19 protein-coding genes are annotated in these 17,310 nt (G+C 35.7%); 5 read left to right on the top strand and 14 right to left on the bottom strand.

Annotated elements, in window-relative coordinates:
* Positions 1–62: 62 nt before the first annotated feature.
* The 4 genes from QV06_RS00845 to QV06_RS00830 all read right to left on the bottom strand — a co-directional run bounded on the left by QV06_RS00845 (position 63) and on the right by QV06_RS00830 (position 5,410).
* Entirely contained in the window at positions 63–1,511 is a 1,449-nt protein-coding gene (locus QV06_RS00845) for a sulfatase-like hydrolase/transferase (RefSeq protein WP_065236522.1), read from the bottom strand.
* Positions 1,504–3,198, bottom strand: a complete 1,695-nt coding sequence (locus tag QV06_RS00840; protein ID WP_065236521.1) for a solute:sodium symporter family transporter — start codon at positions 3,196–3,198, stop codon at positions 1,504–1,506. Before QV06_RS00840 ends, QV06_RS00845 begins: the two co-directional genes overlap by 8 nt.
* A 183-nt stretch (positions 3,199–3,381) precedes the next feature.
* Entirely contained in the window at positions 3,382–4,581 is a 1,200-nt protein-coding gene (locus QV06_RS00835; RefSeq protein ID WP_065236520.1) for an anaerobic sulfatase maturase, read from the bottom strand.
* Between the two features lie 31 nt (positions 4,582–4,612).
* Positions 4,613–5,410 carry a sulfite exporter TauE/SafE family protein gene (locus tag QV06_RS00830; protein ID WP_065236519.1) on the bottom strand — a complete coding sequence of 266 codons (798 nt, stop codon included), beginning with the start codon at positions 5,408–5,410 and terminating at the stop codon, positions 4,613–4,615.
* A 227-nt stretch (positions 5,411–5,637) separates the two neighbouring features.
* On the opposite strand from QV06_RS00830, the gene QV06_RS00825 reads away from it, so the two are divergent.
* Both QV06_RS00825 and QV06_RS00820 read left to right on the top strand, forming a co-directional pair.
* Entirely contained in the window at positions 5,638–6,618 is a 981-nt protein-coding gene (locus QV06_RS00825; protein ID WP_245174214.1) for an ROK family protein, read from the top strand.
* 7 nt (positions 6,619–6,625) lie between these two features.
* On the top strand, positions 6,626–7,183 hold the full coding sequence (locus QV06_RS00820; protein ID WP_065236518.1) for a Crp/Fnr family transcriptional regulator: 558 nt from the start codon (positions 6,626–6,628) through the stop codon (positions 7,181–7,183).
* A 41-nt stretch (positions 7,184–7,224) separates the two neighbouring features.
* Here the strand turns inward: QV06_RS00820 and QV06_RS00815 are convergent, their stop codons facing one another.
* Positions 7,225–7,743, bottom strand: a complete 519-nt coding sequence (locus QV06_RS00815; RefSeq protein WP_082985002.1) for a hemerythrin domain-containing protein — start codon at positions 7,741–7,743, stop codon at positions 7,225–7,227.
* A gap of 209 nt (positions 7,744–7,952) precedes the next feature.
* Between QV06_RS00815 and QV06_RS00810 the strand changes: the two genes are divergently transcribed.
* Positions 7,953–9,281 (top strand): hemolysin family protein, encoded by a 1,329-nt coding sequence (locus tag QV06_RS00810; RefSeq protein ID WP_065234205.1) that lies wholly within the window; start codon positions 7,953–7,955, stop codon positions 9,279–9,281.
* 59 nt (positions 9,282–9,340) lie between these two features.
* On the opposite strand, the gene rraA is transcribed toward QV06_RS00810, so the two are convergent.
* On the bottom strand, positions 9,341–9,835 hold the full coding sequence (gene rraA / locus QV06_RS00805) for a ribonuclease E activity regulator RraA (RefSeq protein WP_065234204.1): 495 nt from the start codon (positions 9,833–9,835) through the stop codon (positions 9,341–9,343).
* Between the two features lie 32 nt (positions 9,836–9,867).
* Positions 9,868–10,773, bottom strand: a complete 906-nt coding sequence (locus tag QV06_RS00800) for a 1,4-dihydroxy-2-naphthoate polyprenyltransferase (protein WP_065236517.1) — start codon at positions 10,771–10,773, stop codon at positions 9,868–9,870.
* Positions 10,774–10,978: 205 nt separating this feature from the next.
* Between QV06_RS00800 and tsaA the strand changes: the two genes are divergently transcribed.
* The gene (tsaA, locus tag QV06_RS00795) at positions 10,979–11,683 is read left to right on the top strand and encodes a tRNA (N6-threonylcarbamoyladenosine(37)-N6)-methyltransferase TrmO (protein ID WP_065236516.1); all 705 of its coding nucleotides are present in this window, start codon (positions 10,979–10,981) and stop codon (positions 11,681–11,683) included.
* Between the two features lie 381 nt (positions 11,684–12,064).
* Here the strand turns inward: tsaA and QV06_RS00790 are convergent, their stop codons facing one another.
* Genes QV06_RS00790 through coaBC form a run of 6 tightly spaced genes read right to left on the bottom strand, consistent with a single transcriptional unit; the run spans position 12,065 to position 16,091 of the window.
* A complete protein-coding gene (locus QV06_RS00790) occupies positions 12,065–12,820 on the bottom strand; it encodes a class I SAM-dependent methyltransferase (RefSeq protein ID WP_065236515.1) in 756 nt (251 codons plus the stop codon).
* 36 nt (positions 12,821–12,856) lie between these two features.
* The gene (gene crp / locus QV06_RS00785; RefSeq protein ID WP_156540686.1) at positions 12,857–13,525 is read right to left on the bottom strand and encodes a cAMP-activated global transcriptional regulator CRP; all 669 of its coding nucleotides are present in this window, start codon (positions 13,523–13,525) and stop codon (positions 12,857–12,859) included.
* 45 nt (positions 13,526–13,570) lie between these two features.
* Positions 13,571–13,810, bottom strand: coding sequence for a YheU family protein (locus tag QV06_RS00780; RefSeq protein ID WP_065234200.1), 240 nt, complete (start codon positions 13,808–13,810; stop codon positions 13,571–13,573).
* Between the two features lie 8 nt (positions 13,811–13,818).
* Positions 13,819–14,448 carry a nucleoid occlusion factor SlmA gene (slmA, locus tag QV06_RS00775; RefSeq protein WP_065234199.1) on the bottom strand — a complete coding sequence of 210 codons (630 nt, stop codon included), beginning with the start codon at positions 14,446–14,448 and terminating at the stop codon, positions 13,819–13,821.
* Positions 14,423–14,875, bottom strand: coding sequence for a dUTP diphosphatase (dut, locus tag QV06_RS00770; RefSeq protein ID WP_065236513.1), 453 nt, complete (start codon positions 14,873–14,875; stop codon positions 14,423–14,425). The genes slmA and dut overlap by 26 nt, the downstream gene beginning before the upstream one ends.
* Positions 14,862–16,091 (bottom strand): bifunctional phosphopantothenoylcysteine decarboxylase/phosphopantothenate--cysteine ligase CoaBC, encoded by a 1,230-nt coding sequence (coaBC, locus tag QV06_RS00765; RefSeq protein WP_065236512.1) that lies wholly within the window; start codon positions 16,089–16,091, stop codon positions 14,862–14,864. Before coaBC ends, dut begins: the two co-directional genes overlap by 14 nt.
* A 169-nt stretch (positions 16,092–16,260) precedes the next feature.
* Here coaBC and radC point away from each other — a divergent pair, with 169 nt between their 5' ends.
* Positions 16,261–16,965 carry a RadC family protein gene (gene radC / locus QV06_RS00760; RefSeq protein WP_245174213.1) on the top strand — a complete coding sequence of 235 codons (705 nt, stop codon included), beginning with the start codon at positions 16,261–16,263 and terminating at the stop codon, positions 16,963–16,965.
* A 66-nt stretch (positions 16,966–17,031) separates the two neighbouring features.
* On the opposite strand, the gene QV06_RS11755 is transcribed toward radC, so the two are convergent.
* On the bottom strand, positions 17,032–17,310 hold a 279-nt coding region (locus tag QV06_RS11755; protein WP_167348594.1), incomplete at its 5' end, for a hypothetical protein.

Below are 17,310 nucleotides of genomic sequence, written 5' to 3'. Positions count from 1 at the left end.
TTAATAAAAAACCTGCATCAAGATTCTATCTCTCCGCAGGTTTTACTTAATAAACTGAAATGTTATAGTTCATTAATAATACGATATACCCAATTTTCTAATGGATCGTTAATTTTTTGCATCTCAATACGCATCTCTTCTAACATCTCTTTCTTCACTGCGGTATAACGCTCATCATAAAAGAGATTTTCCATTTCTTCTGGATCTTTGACAACATCATAAAGTTCACATACATCGCTCGCATTAAAAACTAACTTATAATCTTTTCGCCGCCACATTCGTTGTTCAAAATAAACAAAATGCCCAGCTAATTGTGCTAATAACCCTTTACGATTATTGTTTTTATGCTGACGTGTTATTGGTAATAAGCTTTCTCCTTCAAATTCAGCCGGTATTGGTTGTTTAATCACATCATAGACAGTTGAAGTTAAATCATGCAGATATACCAGATTATCATCTCGTTGATTTACTCGCGTGGACAACGGATCCTTAATTATTAGAGGGATATTGTAAGTACTATCAAACATAAACTCCCCTTTCTCAATCATACGATGATGTCCCATTGCATCACCATGGTCAGCCGTTATCACAATAAAGGTTTCATCATATAACCCTTTTTCTGTTAAGAATTTAAATAACTCCCCTATTGCGTCATCAATCAATGTAATATAGCCCCAGAATTTTGTAATGACCTCTTTCCAGTGTTCCTCACTCGCTTCCCACATTCCCCACATTTTAGAAATAGTTCTATAATGTCCTGGCTTTCCTTCAAGCGGTTTAAAGAAACTTTTATCCAATACCACATCTTTTGGATCATACATAGAATAATAAGGCTCAGGTACAATACAGGGGGTATGCGGTCCCCAGAAATTTATCCAGGTAAAAAACGGTTTCCCTTCATCCAGAGATTCTTGGATAAATCGCTTAGATTCATCAATAATAAAGTAAGGAATAGTTTGCTCTTTGTTGCCTGACAATAATCCACATAATTCTTGAACACGCAAATGAGGATTATCACCAAAATAAGCTCGGCTAACTTCTGGAATATCAAACCCTTTTTCTATCAACCATTCCTGATAACGGTTAGAGTGTGTCGGAGGCTGATCAAAAACAAGATTTTTATAGACTCGGCTACCTGGATATCCATACCCATCAAAATTATGACCTTTGATACCATAATCTGCTGGCACTGATTTTGTACCTACATGCCATTTTCCCGCAACATAACTATTATATCCCTCAAGATTAGTAATATTAGGTTGTTTAACATCAATCTCGCCCGTTCCTCCTTTTTCACCATTTCTAATAATGCCATGAGATGATGGCATTAATCCTGTGAATAAAGATGTTCTGGCTGGCCCACATACAGATGCCGGTGTAAAAGCATTATCAAAGCAAATACCCTCTTTAGCCAATTTATCTATATTAGGCGTTTTAACTATGCTATGCCCATAAGGGCCTAGCATATCCTTTCTTACTTGATCTAATAAAATATAAATTACATTACGCATATTTAGCCTTTTGTTTATTTTTTCCAATTACCATAAGCAAGATAACTTGAAGAATCAAATATCCTCCAATAATCCATAATGGTTTGCCCTCCATAGAAGCTAATCCAATTGGAGATAACAATGCATACAGAGTAATCAATCCTAAAATCAGTGATGCAACTGTGACATTAACATACTCCCAATTACTGAGGTCAACATTACTTTTATTCTCTGTATTATCTTGATAAGGTGTTTCTCTTCTTAAGAATGTGCCTAAAATTAACATTACTAAAACATCAAAGACAAACAGTGCAGCCATCACATAAACAAAGTTAATTTTCACATTAAATACCCATACGATTAAGAAATATAAAACGACATGAAGAAGTAATGCGATACGTGCAGCTAATCCAGAAACAGTCTTATTAAATAGTCCCACAGCAAATAAAGCCACAATAGGAATATTCACAAAGCCAGCAAAACGTTTAGTAATCAGGAAAATCCCATCTGTACCAAACATTAATAATGGTCCAATAATGATGGTGATAATTGCCATAAATGCGGAAACTTTTTTCGCATAGGTAATCAACTCTGAATCACTAAATGCTTTTTTACTAATTGAAGGCAATAAATCTTTACAATAAATTGTTGCTGCTGAATTTAAGAATGAATTAAATGTACTTAAAATAGCGCCGAATAATGCTGCAACAAAGAAACCTTGTAATACAGTTGGTAAGACTCGATTAACTAATTCTGGATAAGATAAATCAATTGGATTCAAACCTTCACCAATAATATGGAAACTAAGCAATCCAGGTAAATTTAAAATTATTGGTAAAAGTAACAAGAATAATGCAGCAATTAAGATTCCTTTTTGACCTGCTTTTAGATCTTTAGCTCCTAAAGCACGCTGTACAATCGCTTGATTTGTTGTCCAATAGAAGAAGTGAACTAACATAATACCAGTAAAAATTGTCGGCCAAGGTACAGCATCTGTCGCACTACCTATTGCATTAAACTTCTCTACATGGGTTGTACCAATAATATGTAACCCTTCCATAAAGCTGCCTTTCCCTAAATAAATCAAACCAAAAATAGGGACTAAAATAGCACCAATAACAAGAATAACTGCATTCACAGTATCTGATACTGCGACAGCTTTTAATCCACCAAAAATAGCATAAGCAGCCCCCACAATACCAATCGCAATAATGGTATAAACAATAGATTCACCATAACTAATACCAAAAGCAGCTTCTAAATTGAAAATTTTATTAAACGCTATTGCACCTGTATAAAGTGCCGTAGGGATCACAATAAAAAGATAAAACACTAAGAAAAGCCCAGACATAATCAAACGAGTTTGTCTGTCAAAACGGTTCTCAAAAAACTCTGGGATTGTGGTGTATCCATTTCTAATATACTTAGGCAACAAATATAATGCTAAGAAACACAATGGAATTACGGTAGGTACTGTCCATGCAATAATAGAAAAATTTCCAACATAAGAGTTAGCATTTACACCAATAATCTGTTCTGTTGACAATGAAGTTAATATCATTGAACAACCAATGACGAAACCACCTAAGCCTCGCCCTGCAAGAAAGTAACCTTTGGATGTTGATAAATCATCATTTCTTGTTTTTAGCCACGATAGCAACGCAACACCACCAGTGACGAGTAAAAAACTCAGAATTGTTAATAGCATATTGCCTCCTATACTGTTTCTAGATGATATTTAAGAGATGAATATCTATTAACTAGGATAAGGGGTCATGTCATTGATTAATTATGATAATAATCATAGTTGGTATGTGAGAAAGATCACAAATTCTAAAGATAAAGTACACATAAGTAACATATTTATTAATACTTTCTTCCACCACTCTTATTAACGAAATAACACATTCATTATCTCTCTTGCTGTTCCACCTTGCTGAATAATATCTCGCATACGCGACATTAATGGGGCACTCTGACGGAAAAACAGTTGATAGGAAGGACACAAATAATTTTGTTTAAATTGTTCTCCTTTCAAAGGAACTATGCGATGTTTCGGGCATCCACCATGACAAAAATGCCGCACTTCACACTTCTGACATTGTTTGGTTAATGTTTCCAACTTAGCTTTACCAAATTTTATCTGCTTAGGTGAATTAACAAGCTGAGTTAATGATTGGCGATTTACATTCCCTATTTTATACACTGGATAGACAAAATGATCGCAACTATAAACATCACCATTGGCCTCAACTATCATCGATCTACCACAGGTTTGCTGATGAACACAGCTACTTGATGGAAACCCTAACCATTGTCCTAGTAAATCATCAAACATATTAATAAAAATATGACTTATATCTTCTTTGATCCATTCATTGAAAACATCCAATAAAAATTGTCCATATCCTTCTGATGGGACAGAAAATGGTATCATTCGATAGTTTTTACTTGGATTAAAATCTTGTCGTTCTGATGAATAATTGGCAACTTCCACAATAGGAATAAATTGCATAAAAGTTGAACCTAATGATTTTAATGCTTGATAAGTCTCTTTTCCTTTATGCCAATTTCGATCATTCACAACAGTTAAAGTATTAAAATCAACTTGATATGTTTTTAATAACTCAATCGCGTGTTTTACTCGATCGAAAGTAGGTTGTCCATTGATCGAAATACGATATTTATTATGTACATCCTCTAGTCCATCTACCGAGATACCAATTAAAAATTGATTCTCCTTAAAGAGTTCACACCATTGCCGATTTAAAGCTATTCCATTAGTTTGAAAACTATTACTAATTTGTTTAGTCCCAGCAAATTTTCTTTGTAAAGCAACCACTTTCTTAAAAAAATCTAATCCTAATAAAGTTGGTTCACCACCTTGCCACATAAAATCAATACGCTCGCCTGGAAATGCATCAATATAATTTTTAATATAATTTTCCAATGTCTGTTCTGTCATTGAATTAATCTGATGAGTGAGAACCTGTTCTTTCTGCAAATAAAAGCAATATTCACATTTAATATTGCAATGAAAACTACTTGGTTTCGCCATCATATGAAAATAAGTTTTTTGCTGTTGTGACATAAAACGACAGACCTCGAACAACGCGATACATTTAAATGAATTGTAACAATAACATATATAATGCGATAAGAAGTAGGGTTAAGCCTAATAACTTTTGGGATAATTCAGGTTTTAGCTTACCTCGAATTTTCATAGAGAAGAAACTCATTACAAATGAGCTGAGTACTACAACTAAAACAATACTAAAATTCACATAACCTACTTGCCATGAATTAGGAATAGTAATATTTGAAGATTTAGATAAGTAGCCATACAAATTACCAATACCGCCAATTACCATCATATAATTTGTATAGACGGCTATTTGTTTCATACTGACACTTGGCAATTGCGCAATCAAAGGCGACATAATAGATCCCCCGCCAATGCCTGTGATTCCTGCTATTCCGCCACCAAAAAAACAAGCCAAAATACCTGGTAGCATATCATTACCCTGACCACGCTTTTTTCTTCCCTCTTTTACATCCAATAATGTTTTGAGTGCTAATAACACTAGTGTCACCACAAAAATGGCAACAATCACAAAATCTGACACATCAAAACTAAGATAGAAGCCAAGCTGTACACCAATGATCATTCCTAGTGACCAAAAAATCATCTTTTTTATATCAATCTGGATTTTTTGTTTAATAAAATAGGTTAGATTAATTATTGACGTTCCCATTACAATCGTTAAAGAAGTTGCAGCGACCATCTGCAAAGATATTTCAGGAAACAGCGTATGCAACACGGGTACCATCAGCACTCCGCCACCAATCCCAAATAAGGCAGACATCAAATTAGCCAAAAAGCCACATACCACTAATGTAATAATAATCGGTAAAGTCATATTCGATCCCAATGATTTTTTTTTATTATGAATGAGCTTCACACGATTAGTTTATGATCATCATCATATTGATAAGTTATAAATATATAACTATCTACAATATAACACTCTATATAGATTTGTGAGGTATCTCACAATAACCTTATGATAATTATCATAATTATTTATCAGCACCTTTTTTATACTTAACTCACAAGCAATATCCTCTCACAGAGTAAAAACAATATATGAAACCAAATCATCTCATCGAATATTATGTCGGTATTGATATTGGAGGCACTAATACCAAAATCGGTATCGTGGATAATCACTGTAATATTTTGATTGAACATTCTATTAAGACACTATCTTCACAAGGTGCAAAACAAACTTTTTTACGCATTTGGCAAACTGTACAAGATATGGCAAAAACACAAAATATTGCCACTGATCAACTTATTGGCATAGGCTTAGGTATTCCCGGTTTAGTAGTCAATCAAGCCATTATTTCTCGAGCATCAAACTTCTCCTGGGGAGATAACTTTAATGCAAAACAACTAATGGAAGAGATTTCTCACAAATTTGTGAAAGTTGAAAAAGATGTCAATAATATTGCTTTAGGGGAATTATTATTTGGTAGTGGACAAGGTTTTAAAAATATTATTGTAATATCCATCGGTACTGGACTTTCCGCTGGTATCATTATTGATCAAAAAATCTTATCCGGCGTAAACGGGTGTGCAGGTGAATTTGGTCATATTGTTGTTAATGAAAATGGATTAAAATGTGGTTGTGGCTTAACTGGATGCCTTGAAACTTATGCTTCTGCAACAGGAATTCTTCGGGAAACGAAACGACTTATCCTTGAGAAGCAAACAGGAATATTAAGCAAACACTTCTATCATCATTTATCTGATTTAGAAGTTCACCATATATTTGATTTCTATAATAAAAATGATGAAATTGCAATTGAAGTCATAGAGAAGTTCTGCAAATACTTAGCCTATGGGTTAGGTATTTTATTAAATACAATCGATCCAGAACTTGTTATCTTTGCTGGAGGTGTTTCTAAATCCGCAGATTTAATTATACAAAAAGTAAAAACATACCTTTCTCGTTATGCGTTATCTGCGTCTTTAGCAAACATTCAAATGAAACCTGGTCAATTACTTGATTCTGCCGGTATCAAAGGTGCTGCATCGCTCGTTATTAATGACTATAGGATATAGAACCATAATGAATCACATATTATCGCCTTATAACTTAAAATGTTGTCAATGTACCTCCTTACATACAGTACCAAAAGGTACACCGCTTTACCTTCAAGGAGATTCATCACATGAATTTTATTTTGTTGAAAAAGGGTTAGTTGGCTTATATCACATGTTAGAGAACGGCAAAGAAAGCTTAGTTAGAATTTACAAACAAGGTGATTATTTTGGTTTTAGAACGCTATTTGGTGATGGAAAATACCACTGTACCGCAAGGATCTTAAAAAAATCTGAGATTATTAGGATTACTCCTCAAGATTTAGATAAATTTTTCTTAGAAAACCCTAATGCTGTACGTATGTTATTTCAAATGCTCTCAAATGAATTAAGAGATGCAGAAAGTAGGCTGGCAAAAAGTGCTTATTTAAAAAATTTAGATAGAATTATTGATAGCATTTGCTTTCTTAATGAAAACTTCCCTGAATATAATTGGACAAATCGTGAAATCGCAGAATACACTGGCTGCGAAACCGAAACAGCAATCCGAATTACTAAAGAATTACGCCGTAAGAACCTACTTTAAATAGACAAAAACCTGTTTCTTTACTGAAACAGGTTTCGCTTTTATTTTTCGTTACAAACTCTGGCAAAGAAAATCTCGTTTTCAAAATAAATATGTTGGCTTAGATCTGCTACAAAGGTTGCAATACCTTGATAAAGCGCCTGCCATGAACCACATGCATCCTCTGGTAAAGCTAAATTACGTGTAACAGTCAATAATGTTTTTAAATCTTCTTCTGCTTCATCATGTTCAGATAACATAACTTGAATAGGCATTCTTGCCATAGCATATTGCCCTGCTTTAATCATTTGGAACAGAATTTGTTCCTCTTTACGCATATGCATTTCAAGATCTTGATAAATTTTTTCTAAAATTGCTGCTGTGCCAGTAGGACAAACACTACTGTCGCTATGTACACTTTCTACTTTCTTAGCTAACTCAATTAATTGTGGTAACTGTTCACGATGACGAGTGTGGTAACCTGATTCAATAAAGTTAATAATGTCTTGATAGTTCGCTGCTTGCCAATGGGTAATTTCTTCTGCTGAAAAAGGGATCTCTTGGGTAGATACTTCGCTCATAACGTTCTCCTTAGGGTAATAAAATATCCGACAAAAATGCTAAGGTATTCATTATTTAAAAACAATTACCCAGAATGGTGGATTTAGTTCACATCTTACTAACAATACAACTATCACTAATCACGACAAGTAATTTTCCCAGATCTGCCTTTTTGGAGTAGAATATCTCTGTTTTTGGTGAGTAAATTATTAACGTTAATAGGTGTTTTGTGACTATATTTCAAAATCTTATTGTCATTGTTGCTTTAATTGCTGCCTCAAGTTTCTTATCCATCTCGGAAATCTCAATCGCAGGCGCACGGAAAATAAAGCTGAAATTGTTAGCAGAAAGTGGCGATGAACGTGCCAATAAAGTTCTCTTGTTGCAGGAAAATTCTGCTGATTTTTTTGCTGCATCACAAATTGGTTTAAATGCAGTAGCCATTTTAGGGGGTATTTTAGGTGAATCTGCTTTCCGCCCTTATTTTGTTGAATTAGTTGAACAATTTTATCAAGGTGAGTGGGCTGAAACGATTGGATTTAGCCTCTCTTTTACTCTGGTAACGTCATTATTTATTCTTTTTGCTGATTTAATGCCAAAAAGAATGGCAATGATTGCGCCTGAAAAAATTGCTATTACATTAATCCGCCCAATTAATATTTTTATTATGCTCTGTAAGCCATTCACTTGGGTCATTAATGCCGTTGCCAATACGATCTTCCGCCTATTCAAAATGAATATTAACCGCGAAGATAACATTACATTCGATGATATTTCTGCGGTGATGGATGCAGGCGCTCAAGCTGGAGTATTACAACAACAAGAACATCATTTTATTGAAAATGTATTTGAGTTAGAGGAACGTACTGTCCCTTCTAGTATGACAACTCGTGAAAATGTCGTCTATTTTACCTTAAAAGATTCGGAACAAAGCATTCGACAAAAAATTGCAGATTATCCTTACTCTAAGTTCTTGGTTTGTAATGAAAATATTGATCAAGTGATCGGTTATGTCGATACCAAAGATATTTTGGTTAAAATCTTAAATAATCAATCACTTATTCAACTGAATGAATCCACGATCCGCAATGTATTAATTATTCCCGATACACTTACGCTCTCTGAACTTCTCGATCGGTTTCGTGCCACTAAGGAAAAATTTGCAGTGGTGATGAATGAATATGCCTTAGTTGTCGGGGTCATTACCTTATCCGATATTATGATGACGGTTATGGGAGATTGGGTTGCTCCAATAGAGGAAGATCAGCAAATTATTAAACGTGATGAAAATTCGTGGTTAATTGAGGGTTCAACGCCGATTGAAAATGTAAAACACGCATTAGCCATTGATAATGATTTCCCAGAATGGGAAAACTACGAAACCATTGCTGGCTTTATGATGTATCGCTTACGTAAAATTCCTCGCCCAGCTGATGCTGTGGAATTTGAAGGATTTAAATTTGAGGTAGTCGATATTGACCACTATAAAATCGACCAATTATTAGTTACTCGGGTTACTCCACCACCAGTGGCGATTTCGGAGAGCATTCAACAATAAAAACAAACGCCTTGTTATTCAAAATAACAAGGCGTTTTAGTCCATTATCTAAACAAGAATTACTCCTCTTCTGGCAATTCTAACTGTTCTGGTGAAAGGATAATTCCCGTTAAATCTGCATATACAAAATCTTCTGGAAGGAAGGAAACGCCACCAAAATTGACTGGCACATCAACTTCACCCGTCATTTGTTCATCTGCTGATACTGGAATTGGTGCTAGTGCTTGAATACCAATATCAATATTTTCTAATTGGTCAATTTGACGTACCGCACCATACACAATAATGCCTTCCCAGCCGTTATCTGCAGCTAATTGCGCCAATTCGGCATCAATCAACGCACGACGTACCGCACCACCACCATCAATCAATAATACTCGTCCATGTCCATCTTCTTCTAATACTTCTGCAATTAAACCATTGCTTTCAAAACATTTGATTGTGGTAATTTTTCCTGAAAATGCTGAAATACCGCCGAAACTAGAAAAAATTGGGTCAACAACATCAACTTGATCCAAGTAAATATCGCAAAGTTCTGATGTGTCAATTCTCATTGTGTTTTCCTTTGTTAATAAACTTTAGAACCCTACTCTAAGTACAGTCCTAAACTAAAAATAATGTTAAATAATAGTGCTAGTTTAGCCATTTGTGCAAGCATTGGGCGTAATTCTATCGCATCTTTATGGCGTAATACAAAAACTGCGTGTTTTATCAACAATGGCAAAATAACAATAAATAAGAAACTGTACCAATGTTGAAAATAATAGATAGCAAATGATAATGCACAAAATACAGCTAACGTCAGTAACGCAATATGATAATAGCAGCCATACTTCGCCCCAATGCGTACAATTAACGTATTTTTACCCGACTTTTTATCTTGTTCTACATCGCGTAAATTATTAATATTTAAAACGGCAACTGCTAAAAAACCAGACATCATTGCAGGTAAAAAGATACTATGGCTCAACTGATGCGCTTGCAAATAAAATGTGCCGCCTACGCCAAGCAAACCAAAGAAAATAAAAACAGAAATATCACCTAACCCCATATATCCATAAGGTTTTTTGCCAACAGTGTAAGTAATTGAAGCAATAATCGCTAATACGCCCAACACAACAAATGCCAACACATCATTCCATGTTTGACAAGAAACGGCGATTAAAGCAACGCCTGACACCATACTCGCTAACGTGACTAAAATTAATCCTACCCGTAATTGAGCAAAACTGATTACCCCTTGTTGAATCCCTCTTAATGGACCGATACGCTCAGCGGTATCAGAACCTTTAACATGATCGCCATAATCATTAGCAAAGTTAGATACAATCTGTAATAACGTTGCGGTTACTAACGCTAAAAAAGCAACAATCCCGTTAAATTGCTGATAATAATGTGCTAAAGCAGAACCAGTGACGATAGAAGCTATCGCTAATGGCAAAGTTTTTGGTCTTGCGGTTTCTAACCACATTTTACATTTGCTTGGTTTCATTAATTTCTCTAGATTTATCAATTCTTATCGCAACACTATGCGTAAAAGAGTTGTTCTTATAAAATAAGTTGGTCATTTTACCCGAATTGATTTGATTGTATAGTGAATTCAATCCAAATCTGTGCTTGGTACAAGCTCTTAACTCACTGATTTCAAGCTTATTTACTCTAACTACTTATTTATTGGCATAAGAGGCAAAACTATTATGCAATTACAGCCTATTGCAACTATCTATACCCCTTATACAGAAAAATTTTCCGTACCTCGCCAACCTGACTTGGTGAAACATGGCACAGGAATCTTAAAATTATTACCCCCTTATAATGTCCCCGAATGTGTCAGGGGCTTAGAACAATTTTCACACTTATGGCTTATTTTCCAATTTGACCGCATTCCTGTTGGCAAGTGGTCACCCACAGTGCGTCCACCTCGTTTAGGCGGCAACCAACGTATTGGTGTATTTGCCTCTCGCTCTACTCATCGTCCTAATCCACTCGGTTTATCTAAAGTTCGTCTAGATCATATTGAGATTAAACCAGGGAAAGTACGATTACATTTAGGAAGCGTTGATCTCGTCAATGGTACACCTATTTTTGATATTAAACCCTATCTCGCTTATGCAGATAGTGAGCCTCTTGCTCAATCTAGTTTTGCTCAGACTAAACCTGAAGCAATATTACAGGTGATTTTTACTCCAGCAGCTAAACAACAAGCGACTATCTTGGCATCGCAATACCCTGATTTATTAGTATTAATTACCGAAGTATTACAGCAAGATCCTCGCCCTGCCTATCAGCAAAGACAGATTTCTGATCGGATTTATGGCATGACCTTGTGGGATATTAATATTCAATGGCGAATGTGTTCAGTACAAACTATTGAAGTTCTCGCTTTGACAAAATCTATTTAATATTTTTTAGCTATTTTGCTGTAATTAGTATTTAGGTTTCGCCCTAAAGGGCGACTTCATTTTATTCGCAAGTAAGCTTGCTCACTCTAACGAGCCGTTGCTAGCAACGTTCAAAAAGCTATCGCTTTTTGTCATTACTTGTGTAAAGAAAACGAAGCAAAAGACAACGCAAAGCGTTGAATGTTGCTGAAAGCAACAGCCCGAAGGGTGAGCGCAGCGAATAAACACACCCTCGCACACTTGCTACTCCTCATTCCAATAAGATTTTTAGGCAAGTGTGAGATGGAGCCCAATAAACATTTATTAAATTTTGTGATTAAATTTAGATTTATCAATAGTCTGCAATCTTGAATAATCAAGACCGCTTTCATTGTCTTAGTCTTATTTTTGACTGCATACTGCAATAAAATGCAGTTTATTTTGTGGATCATTAAAGAATTTAAACATCTTTTTAAACGTTGCACGATTTTCTGATTTAAGTGCATTTCTCACAATTTTTAATGTTCCCAATACACCTTCATCATGGATCATTCCTTTAGGTGACAATAATGTCATCTCTCCAGAGTAAGTATCCACATTACTAAAACCTGCTGATTTAAATAAGGCTTTCCAATCTTCTTTTGTTAATGGTGTTACACTCACATTAATCACATCACGCAACACAGATAAGATTGCCTCTGAATTAGGTTCTAATAACATCACATCATGAGTTAATAAAAAACCACCTGGCTTTAATACGCGAAAATATTCTGCTACCGCTTTTTGCTTTGCTTCAACTGGCAACATAGTCAACATTGCTTCATTAATCACAACATCAAACGAATTATCTGCGAAAGGTAATTTCATCGCATTAGCACGTTGCACATGAATAAGATGACCCAATTTTGCTTCACTAATATTTTTTTGTGCTTTTGCTAATGCTTGCTCATCAAGATCTACACCTTCGATCTGACAACCAAATTGACTCGCTAAACCAATCGCAGTCGTTCCCATATTACACGCAACTTCAAGTACTTTTTTATCTTTGTTGAAATCTGCGTTAGCGATCAGCCAATCTGTTCCTTTTTTCCCACCTGGACGAAGACGAGTTTTACCTAAACGAGCTAAAAAATTATGCCCCATTTCTTCTTTTTTCATCATATTTCCTTAATCGTTAGATAAATACGTGGTTTATTACCTCGTACCATAAACTACAATGGTTTTTCCATGTGCAGAAATCAATCCTTGATCTTCTAACATCTTTAAAATACGTCCCACTGTTTCTCGGGAACAACCAACAATTTGCCCAATTTCTTGGCGAGTAATTTTGATTTGCATCCCTTCCGGATGTGTCATTGCTTCTGGCATTTTTGCTAAATGCAATAACGTTTGAGCAATACGTCCGGTAACATCTAAGAACGCCAAGTTACTCACTTGTTTAGAGGTATTTTGTAAACGGCGTGCTAATTGTGCTGTGAGATACATCAAGATCTCAGGATTAACTTGAATTAACTGACGGAATTTTTTATAAGAAATTTCAGCAACTTCACAAGTTGTTTTTGCTTTCACCCATGCAGTCCGTACTTTAACTTCTTCAAACAAACCGATTTCACCAAAGAACTCACCTTGGCTCAAATAAGAAAGGATCATCTCTTTCCCTTCATCATCTTTCACTAAAACAGCAACAGAACCTTTAATTAAATAATATAAGGTTTCTGCTTTTTCACCGGCATTGATTAATGTACTTTTTGAGGGATATTTGTGAATGTGGCAATGAGATAAAAACCATTCTAAAGTCGGGTCACCTGCATGTGCTATTCCCGTATCATCCTGTTGCATTTCAATTTCTTCTTTCATATCCATACCACCAACACTTATGAGATTGAATCGAGATTTAAGACACTGTTTTTATAGCATATTTTGCTTAGGTTGTCTTAAAAATTCCCGTTTTTCCTTAAGATCTAATGATTGATGTAGTTCTGACCACACAATCACGACCTCACCTGATTTAATCTGTTTTAATAATCGTGCTTCTTTTTCCGCTAACGTTAATTCACGCACGCCATAATCTGTACCTTCTCGTAAAATAAAACTCTGTACAATATTATGTAATGCGGTATCACTTAGCTGTTCCCACGGAATAATCATCATTTAACCTAATCCAATAATGGTTCAATTAATTGCCATTGAGTCGCAAAATCTTGACTTGGTAAATGACGGAAATTTGAACGGACATACCGCATAAATTGTCCCTCACATAATAAAACTAAATGGCCTGCAATAGTACGTTCATCAACTTTAAAACCGCGACCTTCTCGTAACTTTCGCATTTGCAATACATTGACTAGCTGTAATTCCAAACGATCAAAAAAGGTCGCCACCCGGATCTGTAATGCTTTATCTTCAAACATTAATGCATGACCAGTTAAAATCCGAGTTAAACCAGGGTTCTTTTGCGCAAAGGTTAACACCATCTGCAAAATATCATGCACTCGCATTTTTGTATCCGTTTGCATTTTCATTGACTGAGTAATCCGTTGTAATAACACCGTTTCAATTTGCTCAATCAAGGCTTCAAAAATTTTTGTTTTACTTGGAAAGTAACGATACAACGCAGCTTCAGATACGCCCACTGCTTCTGCTAGTTTTGCAGTTGTAATACGTTCCATTCCCTGTTCAGAATGTAATAAATGGGCAACAATCGTTAATACTTGTTGCCGTCTTGCCGCTAAAGATCGCTTTTCAATCTTCTTTTTAGGCTTATTTTCCTGTATGACCAAATCCACCGCTTCCTCGTTCTGTTTGCTCAAAATCAGTGACGATATTAAATTCAGCTTGTACAACAGGTACAAACACAAGCTGTGCAATTCGATCTCCAACTTCAATCGTAAACGGCAGTTCGCTACGATTCCAAGCTGAGATCATTAATGGTCCTTGATAATCAGAATCAATTAATCCCACTAAATTTCCTAACACAATACCATGTTTATGACCTAATCCAGAACGAGGCAAAATCACAGCTGCTAAATTTGGATCGGCAATATAAATGGAAAGTCCTGTGGGAATTAAACGGGTTTCGCCCGGTTGTAAGATAATTTTTTCATCAATCAAAGCACGTAAGTCTAAACCAGCGGATCCTTCTGTCGCATAACTCGAGAGTGGAAATTCATTCCCGATACGAGAATCAAGAATTTTTACATCAATTTTTTTCATCATAATTTTTATTTTTTTGATAAAGCTTAATAATATGACTAACCAGTTGTTCTGCTAATTGTTGCTTATCTGTCAGAGGCAAACTGATATTTCCATCATGCCAAAAAAGTTGTAGCGCATTATTATCACTACTAAATCCTTGTCCAGCAATCGACACATCATTAGCACAAATTAAATCTAATCGCTTACGAACTAATTTATCTTTTGCATAATTTTCAACATCTTGCGTTTCAGCCGCAAATCCTACCGTAAAAGGTCGATTTTCTTTGAGATGACCAACGTCGGCAATAATATCAGGATTTTTTATTAATTTTAATGTTAATTCATCCCCGGTTTTCTTTATTTTTTGCGTAGCAATTTCAACTACTCGATAATCTGCTACGGCCGCACAACCAATAAAAATTTGATGATTTGTTGCTACTTGTAACGATTGCTGCCACATTTGTTGTGCCGTCGTTACCAAAATTAAATTTACTCCTTGCGGCACAGCTAAACTCACTGGTCCACTAATCAAAGTCACATCTGCACCTTGCTTAGCAAAGGCTTTTGCTATCGCATATCCCATTTTACCCGAACTATAATTCGAAATATAACGAACAGGATCAATCGGTTCTTGTGTTGGCCCCGCAGTAATCGCCACTTTTAAACCACTTAATGTTTTTTCTGCACAAAATGTCTGGGTAACTGCAGTAAAAATTTCTGCTGGCTCTGACATTCTACCTGCTCCGATATCACCACACGCCTGGGCACCACTATTCGGTCCAATAATCGTTATACCTCTTTGTTGTAAACTTTTAATATGCTGTTGCACCACCGCTTGAGCATACATTTGTTGATTCATCGCTGGTGCAACAAAAATAGGTGCCTGTGTTGCTAAACATAATGTGGTGAGTAGATCATTCGCCATGCCTAAATTAAAACGTGCAAGAAAATCTGCCGTTGCTGGGGCAATCACAATCGCATCCGCCCATTTAGCCAACTCAATATGCCCCATTGCTAATTCAGCTTGAGGATCAAATAAAGATTGAGAAACAGCATTCCCTGAGATCGCTTGTAGAGTAAGAGAAGAAACAAAGTGAGAGGCTGCTTCAGTTAACACAACTCTAACTTCTGCATTTTGTTTACGTAATAAACGGATAAATTCAATTGTTTTATAAGCAGCAATACCGCCAGTAATACCGACAACAATACGTTTCTGTTGGAGAAAATTATCCACTGATTGATAACCTCTAGAAAAAACAACAAAAGATGAATCATTCTACTGGATATTTACTACCCTGCCAATTTACCCAGCGACTTATTCACTTAAAAAATGATTTTTTCCTGTTTTACGATCCCTCTTCCATAACAGATCAAAAAAACTCTTTACGGAATGAATCTACTTTATGCTGGATGCCATTGTTATTTCATTCACTTTTAATCTTATGTCTAATTTAATGCCTCGAGAAAAATTGTTGCAACAAGGTGTCGAATCGCTTAGTGATCAAGAATTACTCGCTATCTTTTTACGTACTGGGTTTAAGCAATGCCCAGTGATGACTTTAGCAGCCAATACCCTTGCTCATTTTGGCTCATTACGTGCATTATTAACTGCATCACTCGATCAATTCTGTACGGTAAAAGGTCTTGGAACAACACAATATGTACAACTCCAAGCTTGTGTCGAAATGACAAAACGTTACCTTTCTCAAGAATTACAACAACAACCACTATTTAATAACATTGAATTTGCCAAACTGTATGTACAAAGTGAATTAGCAACGCAACAAAGAGAAATGTTTATGGTGTTATTTTTAGATAATCAACACTATCTAATACGACAAGATATCCTGTTCCAAGGGACAATCAATAGTACTCAAGTCCACCCACGAGAAATCATTAAATCAGCACTGCAATATAATGCAGCTGCAATTATTCTTGCTCATAATCATCCTTCAGGAATCACCACACCAAGCCAACAGGACATCCATATTACGCATAATATTCAGCAAGCCTGTCAATTAGTAGATATTCGGGTATTAGATCATTTAATTGTAGGGAAAAATCGGGTGTTGTCGTTGCACGAGGAAAATTTAATGATCGATATATAAAAAACACGCCACAAATGTGGCGTGAATTTTTCGGGTATCTCTTGTTATTATTATCGTGTTGTGGAACTAAAATGCCATCTTGAACGATACCGTTGGGTTATGTTCAATATAGCCTTTACGTACAGACGCATCATATCCCACAGAAATGGTCGCCATTGGACTAATGTGATAATTCACATTTAATCTCACCTCGCCATTCACTTGACCATGTTGCGCACCTTCAGTAGTAAACTTCAAGTCAGATGCCCCTGCAAAAGCTGCTCGTACAGATGCTGGCTCACCAATTACGTCATAACCAACACCAACTCGCGTATTGACAGATACTCTATCCGCAATCTTCGCTTT

Origin of the sequence: Gallibacterium genomosp. 3, assembly GCF_001678475.1 — a bacterium.
Classification (GTDB): Bacteria; Pseudomonadota; Gammaproteobacteria; order Enterobacterales; family Pasteurellaceae; genus Gallibacterium; species Gallibacterium faecale.
The sequence above is the reverse complement of the archived record's forward strand: the minus strand, read 5'-3'. Positions and strand labels throughout refer to the sequence as shown.

What these genes read in the sequence shown, in the direction of transcription:
- QV06_RS00845 (WP_065236522.1), bottom strand. Translation starts at nt 1,511, where the DNA reads ATGCGTAATGTAATTTATATTTTATTAGATCAAGTAAGAAAGGATATG.
- QV06_RS00840 (WP_065236521.1), bottom strand. Translation starts at nt 3,198, where the DNA reads ATGCTATTAACAATTCTGAGTTTTTTACTCGTCACTGGTGGTGTTGCG.
- QV06_RS00835 (WP_065236520.1), bottom strand. Translation starts at nt 4,581, where the DNA reads ATGTCACAACAGCAAAAAACTTATTTTCATATGATGGCGAAACCAAGT.
- QV06_RS00830 (WP_065236519.1), bottom strand. Translation starts at nt 5,410, where the DNA reads ATGACTTTACCGATTATTATTACATTAGTGGTATGTGGCTTTTTGGCT.
- QV06_RS00825 (WP_245174214.1), top strand. Translation starts at nt 5,638, where the DNA reads ATGAAACCAAATCATCTCATCGAATATTATGTCGGTATTGATATTGGA.
- QV06_RS00820 (WP_065236518.1), top strand. Translation starts at nt 6,626, where the DNA reads ATGAATCACATATTATCGCCTTATAACTTAAAATGTTGTCAATGTACC.
- QV06_RS00815 (WP_082985002.1), bottom strand. Translation starts at nt 7,743, where the DNA reads ATGAGCGAAGTATCTACCCAAGAGATCCCTTTTTCAGCAGAAGAAATT.
- rraA (WP_065234204.1), bottom strand. Translation starts at nt 9,835, where the DNA reads ATGAGAATTGACACATCAGAACTTTGCGATATTTACTTGGATCAAGTT.
- QV06_RS00800 (WP_065236517.1), bottom strand. Translation starts at nt 10,773, where the DNA reads ATGAAACCAAGCAAATGTAAAATGTGGTTAGAAACCGCAAGACCAAAA.
- tsaA (WP_065236516.1), top strand. Translation starts at nt 10,979, where the DNA reads ATGCAATTACAGCCTATTGCAACTATCTATACCCCTTATACAGAAAAA.
- QV06_RS00790 (WP_065236515.1), bottom strand. Translation starts at nt 12,820, where the DNA reads ATGAAAAAAGAAGAAATGGGGCATAATTTTTTAGCTCGTTTAGGTAAA.
- crp (WP_156540686.1), bottom strand. Translation starts at nt 13,525, where the DNA reads ATGGATATGAAAGAAGAAATTGAAATGCAACAGGATGATACGGGAATA.
- QV06_RS00780 (WP_065234200.1), bottom strand. Translation starts at nt 13,810, where the DNA reads ATGATTATTCCGTGGGAACAGCTAAGTGATACCGCATTACATAATATT.
- dut (WP_065236513.1), bottom strand. Translation starts at nt 14,875, where the DNA reads ATGAAAAAAATTGATGTAAAAATTCTTGATTCTCGTATCGGGAATGAA.
- radC (WP_245174213.1), top strand. Translation starts at nt 16,261, where the DNA reads ATGCTGGATGCCATTGTTATTTCATTCACTTTTAATCTTATGTCTAAT.